The organism is Acinetobacter sp. VT 511 (assembly GCF_001077515.1).
Lineage (GTDB): Bacteria > Pseudomonadota > Gammaproteobacteria > Pseudomonadales > Moraxellaceae > Acinetobacter > Acinetobacter schindleri.
In genome coordinates, this window is the sequence record NZ_LFRE01000089.1 from 204,311 (window position 1) to 217,661 (window position 13,351).

At 43.9% G+C, this 13,351-nt stretch carries 10 protein-coding genes and 1 tRNA gene; 5 read left to right on the forward strand and 6 right to left on the reverse strand.

Features of this window, described 5'->3' with window-relative positions:
• Positions 1-72: 72 nt before the first annotated feature.
• Together ACS72_RS13780 and ACS72_RS13785 are read right to left on the reverse strand one after the other, a co-directional pair.
• Positions 73-158: transfer RNA gene (locus ACS72_RS13780), tRNA-Leu, on the reverse strand.
• Between the two features lie 146 nt (positions 159-304).
• Positions 305-1,033, reverse strand: coding sequence for a hypothetical protein (locus ACS72_RS13785; RefSeq protein ID WP_048882416.1), 729 nt, complete (start codon positions 1,031-1,033; stop codon positions 305-307).
• Between the two features lie 174 nt (positions 1,034-1,207).
• On the opposite strand from ACS72_RS13785, the gene ACS72_RS13790 reads away from it, so the two are divergent.
• A complete protein-coding gene (locus ACS72_RS13790) occupies positions 1,208-1,714 on the forward strand; it encodes a hypothetical protein (protein ID WP_048882417.1) in 507 nt (168 codons plus the stop codon).
• A gap of 31 nt (positions 1,715-1,745) precedes the next feature.
• On the opposite strand, the gene ACS72_RS13795 is transcribed toward ACS72_RS13790, so the two are convergent.
• The 3 genes from ACS72_RS13795 to ACS72_RS13805 all read right to left on the reverse strand — a co-directional run bounded on the left by ACS72_RS13795 (position 1,746) and on the right by ACS72_RS13805 (position 4,510).
• A complete protein-coding gene (locus ACS72_RS13795) occupies positions 1,746-2,024 on the reverse strand; it encodes a hypothetical protein (protein WP_005222873.1) in 279 nt (92 codons plus the stop codon).
• A 43-nt stretch (positions 2,025-2,067) separates the two neighbouring features.
• Positions 2,068-3,393 carry a hemolysin family protein gene (locus ACS72_RS13800; RefSeq protein ID WP_004892036.1) on the reverse strand — a complete coding sequence of 442 codons (1,326 nt, stop codon included), beginning with the start codon at positions 3,391-3,393 and terminating at the stop codon, positions 2,068-2,070.
• Between the two features lie 127 nt (positions 3,394-3,520).
• Positions 3,521-4,510 (reverse strand): LysR family transcriptional regulator, encoded by a 990-nt coding sequence (locus ACS72_RS13805; RefSeq protein ID WP_004814962.1) that lies wholly within the window; start codon positions 4,508-4,510, stop codon positions 3,521-3,523.
• Between the two features lie 676 nt (positions 4,511-5,186).
• On the opposite strand from ACS72_RS13805, the gene ACS72_RS13810 reads away from it, so the two are divergent.
• The 4 genes from ACS72_RS13810 to ACS72_RS13825 all read left to right on the forward strand — a co-directional run bounded on the left by ACS72_RS13810 (position 5,187) and on the right by ACS72_RS13825 (position 12,269).
• On the forward strand, positions 5,187-6,788 hold the full coding sequence (locus ACS72_RS13810; RefSeq protein ID WP_005222870.1) for an isocitrate lyase: 1,602 nt from the start codon (positions 5,187-5,189) through the stop codon (positions 6,786-6,788).
• A gap of 252 nt (positions 6,789-7,040) precedes the next feature.
• Complete coding sequence (locus tag ACS72_RS13815; protein WP_048882418.1) at positions 7,041-10,142, forward strand: multidrug efflux RND transporter permease subunit; 3,102 nt, start codon at positions 7,041-7,043, stop codon at positions 10,140-10,142.
• A 125-nt stretch (positions 10,143-10,267) separates the two neighbouring features.
• Positions 10,268-11,596 (forward strand): magnesium transporter, encoded by a 1,329-nt coding sequence (gene mgtE, locus ACS72_RS13820; RefSeq protein ID WP_008305694.1) that lies wholly within the window; start codon positions 10,268-10,270, stop codon positions 11,594-11,596.
• Positions 11,597-11,675: 79 nt separating this feature from the next.
• Positions 11,676-12,269: a DUF4112 domain-containing protein gene (locus tag ACS72_RS13825; protein WP_008305697.1), complete on the forward strand. Its 594-nt coding sequence runs from the start codon at positions 11,676-11,678 to the stop codon at positions 12,267-12,269.
• Between the two features lie 69 nt (positions 12,270-12,338).
• On the opposite strand, the gene htpX is transcribed toward ACS72_RS13825, so the two are convergent.
• Positions 12,339-13,244, reverse strand: a complete 906-nt coding sequence (gene htpX, locus ACS72_RS13830) for a protease HtpX (protein WP_004814968.1) — start codon at positions 13,242-13,244, stop codon at positions 12,339-12,341.
• Positions 13,245-13,351: the final 107 nt, after the last annotated feature.

Genomic DNA, 13,351 nt, shown 5'->3' on the forward strand with positions numbered 1-13,351 from the left:
TAAATTTCAGGCACAAAAAAACCAGCTCATTGCTGGGTTTCTGCATTTGCACCATTTTAAACTGAATCAAAATGGTGCCCGAGGCCAGACTCGAACTGGCACGCTTTGTGGGCGGGGGATTTTAAATCCCCTGTGTCTACCGATTTCACCACTCGGGCATGCGCGCCATCATAGATGAGCAGCGAGAACTTGGCAAGATGATTTCTTATTATTTGTTTTATTTTCAGGCAATTTAGCCATTAAAATTTAAAAGAAAGCAAAGCTGATGTTATTCAAAGCTTTAAATTTCAATAAATTAATCGATTTACAGCATTTCATCCAGATAACTGTCCACATCAATATGTTTAATGCTTTTACAGTACTGGTGTTCAGATTTGAATAACTGGCTATATAGGTCGGCATAGCGGTTTAGCTGACGCTTGAGTACTTCGTATTCAGGACTTTGAGCCGAAGTCATATAGAGTTTTAATCGGGTTCTCAGGCTTTGTTTGTATGCCCAGAAACACACACGACGCAGTTGATGCAGCTGATAATATTCACTGTCCTGACTGTTTTGACGAAACAGATTTTCCTTATAAAAACGCACAAAGCCAAAACTGACACCAAAGAACAGGAGCGCCCACATCACAAACTGACTTTGTAAAAATTGAATATTCAGGGCAGACAGAATGACGATTACAGCAAGCTTGACAGGACTATGTCGTAATAGTTGATAAAGTGAATGCGAAGAATGTCGAATCTGTTTAATGACCAAAGGGACAATCACCATCAAGAATAAAAGAATTGCCAGAATGGCATAGGCTTGTGCCTGAAAGTTACTCAGCTCAGTAAAATTACTCAGGAAAATATCTTTCAGTACGAAACTGATTGGCACAAAAATCATGCTTGCCAATAGCCAGGGAATAAATTCACGACGGTCATCCAGTAAACCTCTGGTCTTGATCTGGCTATAAAACAGGTAATTGTGCTTAAAAGCCGCCGGATAGAGCCGCTGAAGTTGCTGAAGCAGCACATTGACTTGTTGGTTTTGCATGTATGAAGTCGGGCAGGAGATGGATGAGTAAGATTACTATAAAGTAAATTGCTGAATTTTTCCGAAAAATTGCAATGCGCAATTAAATCATCTCACTTGCAGCAGGATTTTGTCTTTTTGTCCGGGAATTATGCGAAAATAGCCCATTGTAAATATTATTTGTAAGGGCAGTTCATGACTGATCAATCTCCTGAGACTTTAAGCGACATCGAAATTCTGGATCTGTTACAGGCAATGAAAAATGATGAATTAGATACCGAAGCGAAAGAAGCTATTCGTCAGGGTGGTAAAGCGGGTCGTCAGGAAGCGCATAAACAGGCGCTGGTTAAATTGCATCAGTCATTTGAAGAAAAATTTGTTGAAGCAGTGTCTATCGCGCTTCACTTGAATGAAGCTCAGATCAAAAAGATTCGTTATAAGAAAGACCGTATCCGTATTTTAAAAGCGCGTGGTATTGATTACCTGGCGATTGATGGTGCGGAAACTGCATTTGTATTGGCACAGATCGCGCAGGCTATTGTGCGTGAAGATGCAATCGTGACGCATGACCTGCATAATATTTTCCCATTCTGGAAAGAAGGCTGGCCAATGGTGCAGTTCGATAATGCCTATAAAATTCTGGAAGATGATATTCGTATTCACTACCAGTCAGTATTAGATGCATTGATCAGCAAATACTGATTCAAATGAAAAAGCACCTTAGGGTGCTTTTTTAATCTCTATAGATCAGGGCAATCAGCCAGCTGACCGGTAGAATAAACACTCTCCACCAGCTAATAAGTGGCCAGTAAAAATATTCACCCCACGTCAGGGTGGAATCAAAGCCACGTCGTCTGCGTTCATGCGGATAAGGAATTAAAATTACAGTAAAAACCAGCAGGCCAATTCCTGCCAGTATTAAAATCGGATTCTTTTCCTGCATAAAAAAGAAATACAGCAGATAAATTCCGGAATAAAAACTGAGACAGGCCAACAAGGCAGACAGATTCATCCAAGTTCCTTTTTATTATTGATTTTAAAAGAGAAGAATCAGATTAGCCTGATTCTTCCTCAATATTATTTTTATTGGGTTCCAGTAAGCGAGTCACCAGCAACTGGTCAATTTTGAAATGATCGACATCGACAACTTCAAATTTATAACCTGCATGAATCACGATATCAGCCGGACGTGGAATCTTGCGCAGCTTGTACATCATAAAACCAGCCAGCGTTTCATAATTTTCTTCATCTGGCATTTCATCAATGCCTAAGGCATGTTTCATGTCTTCAATTGGCGTACTGCCTTCAATCAGCCATGAATCAGCATCACGTTTAAAGATCTGCTGATCTTCTTCCATTGGTGTTACCCAGTCACCCATTACGGTAATCATGATGTCAGACAGGGTAATCACACCCACGACAAGTGCATATTCGTTAATGACCACTGCAAACTTTTCTTTGCTCGAACGGAAGCGGTCCAGAAGTTCAGATAACGTCAGGGTGTCCGGAATCATCAACACATTACGAATGGTAGATTCATTCAGCTGATTGATTTTCTGGTTGTTGAGAATACGGACCAGAATGTCTTTGGCATCGACATAGCCAATTACCTGGTCGATATTTTCATTACAGACCAGAAATTTGGAATAAGGATATTGCGCCAGCTTTTGACGAATACTGTCTTCAGCTTCAGTCAGGGTAAAGAACACCACATTTTCACGTGTGGTCATACTGGAAGGAACATTACGTTCTTCAAGTTCAAATACGTTTTCAATAAAGTGGTGTTCCTGCTTTTGCAGTACGCCAGCCTGAGCACCAGCATCCATCACGGCAGAAATATCTGCAAAGGTAATATTGTCATCCCGGATCGTATTGACTTTGAATAACCGGAACAACAGATTGGCAATGGCATTAATTATCCAAGCCAATGGCTTGCAGATTTTAATAAAAATTTGAATCGGGTTGATAACTGCGACTGAAATTTTTTCCGGTGCAATCATTGCCAGGCGTTTTGGCATCAGATCGGCAAACAGAATGAATAATGAAGTCACCAGAGTGAAAGATAAGGCAAAGCTGATGTTCTCGGTCCAAGGACCATCATATATACGCGAGACAAATTCGGCGATATAAGGACGGAAAGCCCCTTCACCCAGAATACCGCCGAGAATGGCGACAGCATTTAAGCCAATTTGGGAGGCAGCAAAGAAGTCTGCTGAGTTTTCCTGCAAATCCAGCACTTTCTGGGCACGGACGTCGCCTGATTCGGCCAAAATTTTAAGTTTGACCTTACGGGCACCTGCGAGTGCGATTTCAGTCAGTGATAAAAAACCAGCCCCCGCGATGAGTATTAAGATAATCACGATGTTTTGAAAGAGGCTCACGTAATCCACCTGTGGATTGATGTTATCTTGGAATATTTTTAACACAAAAAAGGACTTGAGGTGTAAAAACAGATCTCAAGTCCTTACAGTATAAGCTTAAAAAATAATAATTTATGTGAAATTCATTTTAATAAGGTGAAAATTGCGAATTATTCTGCATAAATTCACGATTCTCCTCTTCAATCATCTGGCGCGCTACATACAGAATCAGCTGACGCAACCAGCGATGTGCCGGATGATGATGCAGTAATGGACACCATGCCATCTTCAGTTCAAATTCAGGAATATAGAAGGGTGGATCTTTAAGTAGCAAATTATGGTTCTTGGCTTGCAGGCGGGCAATACGGGTTGGTAGCGTTGCTACCAGATCTACATTTGACGCCAAAAGTCCCGGCATCTGATAGTGACGGGTAAATACTGAAATCTTACGTTTTTGCCCAATACGTTCCAGCGCCTGATCAATCCAGCCAAGTCCGGCCTGCTTTTCAGGATTAACCCCGAATCCCACGCCCATGCCGGTTTTAGATACCCAGATATGCTGTGCATCTAAATAGCTTTTCAGATTCAGGTTACCAGCAGCAGGATGTTTATTATTTAACAGACAAGAAAAGCTGTCACGCCACACCAGTACCTGATGGAAACTTTGCGGAATTTCATTAAACCGGTTAATCGCCAGATCAACCTTACCTTGTTCCATGTCACGATAAGACACATCACTTGGTGTCAGGAAGTCTAGAACTACATTGGGTGCTTCAGAGCGTAAAGCTTTGACCAGGCGCGGTACCAGCGTCGCTTCAGCATAATCTGAAGTCATGATACGAAATACACGATTTGAGGTATAAGGGCGGAACTCGGTACGGGGTTCCAGAATCATGGACAGATCAGACAGGGCATCGCGAATGCGTGGCTGCAGTTCGAGTGCACGTTCAGTCGGTGTCATCCCTTCAGAAGAACGGATCAGGAGGGGATCATTAAATAAATTGCGCAGACGACGCAAAATGTTACTCATGGCAGGCTGGGTCACGCCAAGTTGCTCAGCTGCACGTGTGACATTTTTTTCGCGAAGAAGTACATCAAGATAAATTAATAGATTGAGATCGACCCGCTCCAGATTCATAAAAAAAATACCGAAAATAAAATCATGAAATTATAGTGATTATGCCATAAGTACTGCGGCTTGTGTACGTGACCGATGAAAAAAAAGCCACCGAATTTATAGTAGTTTTTATTCATTTTCAAGCAAGAGGAGTCTATTAATCAAGTCTGGGTTTTTTCTGTCAATTTGGTCAATTACCGGATCAAACTGGATACCTATTTTTAGTTAAAACAGGGCAAGTGAAAAATGATTTCAAGACAAGAAATGAGTCAATGATTAATAGTAGATAAATTATGTGAAATATATAGTTTGGCATTAATTCAGTTTATCGGAAATATAAAGGAAGACTGGCAAAAAAGACCAAAAAAGTCAGGTCATCAAGCGAGTCAAGACTTAAGTCTAATGAATATTTTATATTCAATAAGCTGAAATTTTAGACAAAAATAAATTTTAAAAATTTAAAAATAAATTATTAAATACAATAATTTATATAAAAGTGATCAATATATAATTAGACTTTCATCTACATATTTTTTAAATAAATAGTGATAATTCTTGCAGAATATTGGATTAATTTTTTTATTGCATCTAATCTCTAAACATCGCAACGAGCTGACTAAAATCTAAACAAAGTTTTGAGGGTCTGATTTTAGAACAACGTTGCAGAAAAATCCTAATATTATTACAGGAATATATCATGACTACATATCAAACAGCGATTGATGCAATCCGCGAATTAAAAGCGAAATTCGGCAACACTTGGGCAGACATCAGTCCTGAAGATGCTGCGCGTATGCAACTTCAGAACCGTTTCAAAACAGGTTTAGACATTGCAAAATACACAGCAGCAATTATGCGTCGTGATATGGCTGCTTATGATGCTGACTCTAGCAAATACACTCAATCTCTGGGTTGCTGGCACGGTTTCATCGCACAACAAAAAATGATTGCGAACAAAAAATACTTCGGTACAACTGAACGTCGCTACATCTACCTTTCTGGCTGGATGGTTGCAGCACTTCGTTCAGAGTTCGGTCCACTTCCTGACCAATCTATGCACGAAAAAACTTCTGTTCCTGCATTGATTGAAGAAATCTACACATTCTTACGTCAAGCTGACGCGAAAGAATTGAACGATCTGTTCCGTTCACTTAAAAAAGCTCAAGAAGCTGGTGACACTGCTAAAGCTGCTGAAATCACTTCTCAAATCGACAACTTCCAAACTCACGTTGTGCCAATCATTGCGGACATCGACGCTGGTTTCGGTAACGAAGAAGCAACTTACTTACTAGCGAAGAAAATGATCGAAGCGGGTGCTTGTGCACTTCAAATCGAAAACCAGGTTTCTGACGCGAAACAATGTGGTCACCAAGCGGGTAAAGTAACTGTTCCACACGAAGACTTCATCGCGAAAATCCACGCGCTTCGCTATGCATTCCTGGAAATGGGTCTTGACGACGGTATCATCGTTGCACGTACTGACTCTGAAGGCGCTGACTTGACTCAAAAAATCCCAGTGGTTAAAGAGCCAGGTGACATCGCTTCTCAATACATCAGCTACTTAGATACAACTGAAATTGACATTTCAGAAGCGCAAGAAGACGAAATCCTGATCAAACGTGATGGCAAACTTCACCGTCCAAAACGTCTTGCTTCTGGTCTGTACCAGTTCCGTGAAGGCACTCAAATCGACCGCGTTGTACTTGACTGTGTAACTAGCCTTCAAAACGGTGCTGACCTTCTTTGGATCGAAACTGCGACTCCAAACGTAGCTGAAATCGCTCACATGGTTAACCGTGTTAAAGAAGTTGTTCCAAATGCGAAACTTGTTTACAACAACTCTCCATCGTTCAACTGGACTTTAAACTTCCGTCAACAAGCGTACGACCGTTGGGTTGCTGAAGGTAAAGACGTATCTGCATACGACCGCGCTAAATTGATGAGCGCTGAGTACGACGATTCTGAATTGGCTGCTGAAGCTGACGAAAAAGTTCGTACATTCCAAGCAGACGCTTCTCGTGAAGCAGGCGTGTTCCACCACTTGATCACTCTGCCTACTTACCACACAGCTGCTCTTTCAACTCACGAGCTTGCTCAAGGTTACTTCGGTTCTGAAGGTATGTTGGCTTATGTTGCTGGCGTACAACGTAAAGAAATCCGCGGCGGTATCGCTTGTGTGAAACACCAAGCAATGGCGGGTTCTGACATCGGTGACGACCACAAAGAAATCTTCGCTGGTGACAACGCGCTTAAAGCGGGTGACGATGCGAAAAACACAATGAACCAATTCTCTGCATAAGCACTGAACTGATTCAAAGAAGACCCTGCGCAAGCAGGGTTTTTTTATTGGAACAATAAAAAAATAATGACATAAATAACTGTAACAGCAGCCTAAAGGCAGTATCTTCATAATTGCTTCATGATTTAATTTTATACATGTTTTTCTGTGATCAAGCCTTGTAATTTCAATGCCACTGCTTGAATATCCATATAGCTGATTCAGTTGTCCAACTCATCCTAAAATTCATCAAATTCAAAGTGATTCAGACCTATGCTGTCTAAGTTTTTTATTCATCGACCTATTTTTGCAGGCGTGCTGGCCATCGTCGTGATGGCGATCGGATTATTTGCGGTCATGAATTTACCTGTGGAACGTTATCCAGATATTGCGCCACCGCGAGTGACCGTATCGGCAACCTATTCCGGCGCATCTGCGGAAACGGTGGAGGAGAGCGTGACCCAGGTACTGGAACAGCAGATTAAAGGCATTGATCACTTGCTGTATTTCAGTTCCAGCAGCGATTCCTCCGGGCGTAGCCGGATCAATATCAGCTTTGAAAACGGGACTGATCCAGACACGGCTCAGGTACAGGTACAAAATGCGATTAATGGGGTGCTGAACCGCCTGCCTGAAGATGTACAACGGCAGGGTGTGAATGTGTTCAAGTCGCTGGGCGATACGCATATGGTGATCAGCCTGTATGACGAATCCGGGCGCAGTGACAATATTGCCTTGTCGGACTACCTGATGACACATCTGGAACAGGACATTTCCCGGATTGAAGGCATTGGTGAGGTGGATGTTTTTGGCTCGCAATACGCCATGCGAATCTGGCTGAATCCACTCAAGCTGAAACAGTATAACCTGATGCCTAGCGATGTGCGTGCTGCGATTGAATCACAGAATACCCAGGTCGCAGCTGGTGCTGTGGGCGATCTGCCTACGGTCGAGGATCAATATCTGAATGCCAAGGTAACTTCGGGCACGCGACTCAGAACAGTAGAAGAATTTGAAAATATCATTGTAAAGTCTGCCCGGGATGGCAGCTTTATCTATTTAAAAGATGTGGCACGTGTTGAACTCGGTGCAGAAAATTATCAATCCTATAGTACCAATAATGGTTATGCATCCGCAGGTCTGGCGATCTCGCTGGCTTCCGGTGCCAATGCCATCGCGACCTCAGAACGAATCAAGGCGGAAATTGCCCGTCTGTCTAATCAGTTGCCGGAAGGCTATAAGATTGCCTATCCACGGGATAACACGCCATTCGTTCAGGAATCCATTAAGGAAGTCCTTAAAACACTGGTTGAAGCCATCATCCTGGTGATTGTGGTGATGTTTATCTTCCTGCAAAACTGGCGCGCTACCCTGATTCCAGCAGTCACTGTACCAGTGGTTTTACTCGGTACTATGGCAATCCTGTATGCTCTTGGGTTCAGTATCAATACCCTGACTTTATTTGCCCTGGTTCTGGCAATCGGTCTGCTGGTGGATGATGCTATTGTCGTGGTGGAAAACGTTGAACGTCTAATGCATGAGAAGCAGTTGACCGCCAAGGAAGCAGCACTAGAATCCATGCAGGAAATCAGTGGGGCTCTGGTCGGTATTACTTTGGTATTGACGGCAGTATTTATTCCCATGGCGTTCTTTGGTGGTTCTACCGGGGTTATTTATCGTCAGTTTTCCATTACGCTGGTTGCTGCCATGTCATTGTCACTGATGGTGGCCCTGATTCTGACACCAGCCCTGTGTGCGCTGATTCTCAAACCAAATCCGAATCCGGCACGTTGGGCGCAATGGTTTAACCATAAACTGGAAAGTGTTAAGCAGCGTTATCTGAAACTTTCTAATGTCACCCTACAACATAAGGCCATCTGTTTAATTTTATTTGCCGGTTTGGTTGCTGTATTTGGTCTGTTCTATAAGGCTTTGCCAACCAGCTTTCTGCCAAGTGAAGATCAGGGAACGCTTAGCATTCAGGTGCGCCTGCAAGAAGGTGCGCCGCTAAAGAATACGGTGGCCACCGGAGAAAAGATTCGTGAATATTTCCTGGAACAGGAAAAAGACAATATCAATCTGGTGATGATGCGTTATGGCCGTAACTTCTCGGGTACCGGTCAGAACCTGGCAACCGGTTTTGTGGCACTGAAACACTGGGATGATCGTCCTGGCGAGGAAAATACTGCGCAAGCTATTCGTGAACGTGCCTTAAAACATTTCCGTGGTTTTAAGGATGCACAGGTCAATATCAATATGCCAGCTTCAGTCAGCGGCCTGGGACAAACCGATGGACTGGAATTCTGGATTCGGGATATAGAGGGAAATGGCCGTCAATATCTGGAACAGCAATTTAAAGAACTGGAAGAAAAAACCAAGCAATATTTAACGTTTGAAAATCTGGGTAAGCGCTCCAATCCGGAGAAGGCTGAATTGAAGGTTAATATTGATCAGAAACAGGCCATGGCCAATGGCCTGACCCAATCCGCGATCAACAGTACACTTTCTGCTGCCTGGGGGGGGAACTATGTCAATGACTTCATCGACCGAGGCCGGATTAAACGGGTAATGATGCAGGGTGATGCAGAATTCCGTTCCAAACCTGAAGATCTGGCGATGTGGCATGTGCGCAATGACCAGAATCAGATGGTGCCGTTCAGTAATTTTGCGACGGTAGACTGGAGCGGTGGTCCGGAAGTGGTCAATCGTTTTATGGGTTATACCGCTTTGCAGATGGAAGCGGATGTCACCAAAGATGCCAGTACCGGTGAAGCGATGCGGGATGTAGAAGCATTAGTAGCCGATCAAAAAGGTATTGATGTGACCTGGAGTGGATTGTCCTTCGAAGAAAAACAATCCAGCAATCAGGCCATCTGGCTCTATGCGATTTCGATTGGCTTTATCTTCCTGTGTCTGGCTGCACTCTATGAAAGCTGGAGTATTCCAACTGCGGTAATGTCAGCAATTCCGCTGGGTATTGGTGGGAATATCATTTTCAGTTATTTCGCAGGCTTTCCAAATGATATCTATTTCCAGATAGCCTTACTGACCACGATTGGTTTGTCCTGTAAGAACGCCATTCTGATTGTGGAATTTGCTGCCTTGGCAGAGCAGCATGGCAAATCCGTTGTCGCGGCAGCGCTGGAAGGTGCAAGCTTGCGTCTACGTCCAATTTTAATGACGTCGTTGGCCTTTGGTGCCGGGATTCTGCCACTGGTTTTTGCCTTTGGTGCCGGGGCGGTCAGCCGTCAGGAAATCGGGGTTAGTGTTCTGGGTGGGGTAATCTTTGGAACTGTGTTGGTGCTGATCTTTATTCCATTTATGTATGTGATGATCCGTAGCCTGTTTCAGAAGAAAAAGCAGGCACTGAATTAAGATGCCTGTCATCTACCTTCAGCTATAAAGATCAATGAAGTAACACCATGCTTCACTCAGCTGAGGCATAGTGAATGAAACTAGAATATAAAAATATATGATAACAAGAGGGCAGCAGCGCGCAGATGGATCAGCAAGTTGAACAGGTACGGGAATTATTAAAATTGCATCAGACAGGTGCAGGCCAGCAGCTGGCACAATTGAATATCGCCGATCAGGCAAGGCTATTAGCCGAGCTGAAACCAGCTGAACGGCAGCATCACTTTGAGCAGCTGCAACGCCCGGTAGAAGTCTTTGAATACTTGCCTCTGCATCAGCAGCTTCAGCTTACGGCATCATTATCTCTCGAAGAACTGGTGACCTTACTGGATGCAATGCATTCGGATGACTTTATTGACCTGTATAAACAGCTGCCTCTTTCGGTACAGCAGCAATTGCTGGGCAAGCTTTCAGCACAGTCATGTCAGGTACTAAAAGTACTCCATGCCTATCCGGAGGAAACTGCCGGTGCATTGATGAGTTCGGATTATTTGACGCTGCCTCCTGAACTCAGCATGAACGAGGCAATTGAAACGCTACGTGATATTGCTGGAAATCATGACACGCTGTATCTGATCTATATTGTAGATGCACAGCAACATCTGCTGGGGGTAATTTCATTACGTCAGATTATTCAGGCACTGCCTACCGCGACTATTGCCGAGGTTATGACGAAAGAAGTGATTTATGGCACGGTGGATGAAGATCAGGAAAAGATTGCACGCACACTGGCTTATTACGACTTTATTGCCTTGCCGATTGTTGATACTTCCAAAAAACTGGTCGGGATTGTGACTTATGACGATGCCATGGATATTGCCGAGGCCGAGAGTACGGAGGATTTCCAAAAAGCAGGTGCGGTATCACCGCTAGATCAACACAGTATCAAAACTGTGCCGATTTTATCGCTGTATAAAAAACGGGTATTCTGGCTGGTACTGCTGGTGTTTGGCAGTTTGCTGTCCAGCTTTGGTATTGCCAAATATGAGGACGTCATTGCGGAACATATCGTATTGGTATTTTTCCTGCCACTGCTGGTGGGAAGTGGCGGGAATGCGGGTTCTCAGTCTGCTACATTGATGGTCCGGGCATTGGCAACTGGCGATGTACAGTTTTCAGACTGGTTCCGTCTGGTTGGACGGGAGTCTCTGGTCGCGCTGTGTCTTGGTCTAACTATGGCCTGTGCTGTTTCGATTCTGGGTTATATCCGGGGCGATCTGATGGTTGCTGTAGTACTTGCCATCAGTATGACTGGGATTGTTTTGCTTGGTTGTCTGATCGGCATGAGTCTGCCATTTGTCTTGAATAAGCTAAAACTCGATCCTGCCAGTGCTTCAGCACCACTGGTGACATCGATCTGCGATGCCAGTGGGGTGGTGGTGTATTTGTTCGTGGCATCCAGACTTTTGTTTTAAGTTAATAAAATTACGCTATATTTTTAATATCTAATTAGGTTAGGCTGAATCATTACACAATGATAAACGGGTTGTTCCGATGATTGAGACAGACAACAGCAACTCACCAAAACTGACACAACAGGAAGTCATTCGCCTGGAACGGGATTTGGCCAAGTTTGCCAATATGATGGACTCCGTAGTCCGGATTCCGTTTACCAAGCAGGGTGTTGGTGCTGATGCTGCACTCAGTACCGTACCTGTGGCGGGAGATCTGGCTGGTTTTGCCTTGACCTGTTATGCCATTTATAAGGCACGTCAGATCGGCGTGCCACAGTCCAAACTGAATCCGGTCATTAAATTGGCAACCATGGACGCCGTGGTCGGTTTTATTCCCGTGGCTGGGACCATCTTCGACATTTTTATCCGTCCTAGCCGTAAGGCCTTGGATATCGTGCATGATCATATCCGTGAGGAATACCAGATCCAAACGGATCGGCATGTGGTACATCCTTTTCTGCATGAAAAACTGGAACAGAAACAGCAGCAGTCTGCATTCTGGCGCAATCCAGTAGTTGCCTGGATCTGGATTCATATTCCGGATATTCTGGGTACCATCTTCCTGATTCTGTTTGTACTGGCAATTGGCTGGGGTGGGATGGCCCTGTATCAATGGATCAGTCAAGCTACTTAAACATAAAACTATAAATAAAAGAAAAGCCTCCGTCAGGAGGCTTTTCGGTATAGCGTTGTGCTCAGTAGATTAAGGACAATCAAGCTGATGCAAAGCGGCTACACGTTGTTCAATCGTTGGATGTGTCTGGAACAATGCAGCTAAGCTGAAACCTTGTTCTTGACCTGCTGAAATTGCAAAGGCTTTCATTTCTTTCGGCATGGCATCTGGCATTTCAGATTCGGCCTGTAAGCGTAATAGCGCAGAAATCATGGCCTGTTTACCTGCTAAACGTGCACCGGCTTCATCGGCACGGTATTCACGATGACGTGAGAACCACATCACAATAGCGGATGCCAGGATACCAAATACGATATCAAGCACAATGGTAATCACGAAGAAAGCAATTCCTGGTGCTTCACCATCTTCACGGCCAAATACGTTACGGTCGATAAAATCACCAGCAACCCGGGCAAAGAACATGACGAAGGCGTTAACCACACCCTGAATCAGAGCAAGTGTTACCATGTCACCATTGGCAACGTGACCAATTTCATGGGCAAGTACTGCACGTAACTCATCTTTGTTCATGCGTTCTAGCAAGCCTGTAGAAACAGACACCAGTGCATCGTTTTTGTTCCAGCCGGTCGCGAAAGCGTTTGACTGGTAAGATGGGAAAATACCCACTTCTGGCATTTTAATACCAGCGCGCTGAGATAGCTGTGCTACTTCCTGTAATAACCATGCTTCTGCCTGGTTACGAGGAGCATTCGGATCAATCAGTTCAGTACCAGTAGTCTTCTTCGCCATCCATTTAGACATGAATAGTGAGATTAAAGAACCCACCATACCGAACACAAAACAGATCACTAGCAGGTTGCCTAGATTCAAGCCACCCGCGCCATGGTAACTACCGACACCGAAGAGTGACAAGATAATGCCAGCTACAACCAGTACCGCGAGGTTGGTTAGCAAAAACAAACCAATCCGCATCATTGAGAAATCCTCTTATTATAGAAAAATAATCTGATTAGCAAATTACAATCATTACCCTCAATATGAGGTGAAATGACTCAAATTTCAAGAAAAAAAATAGTAAATTA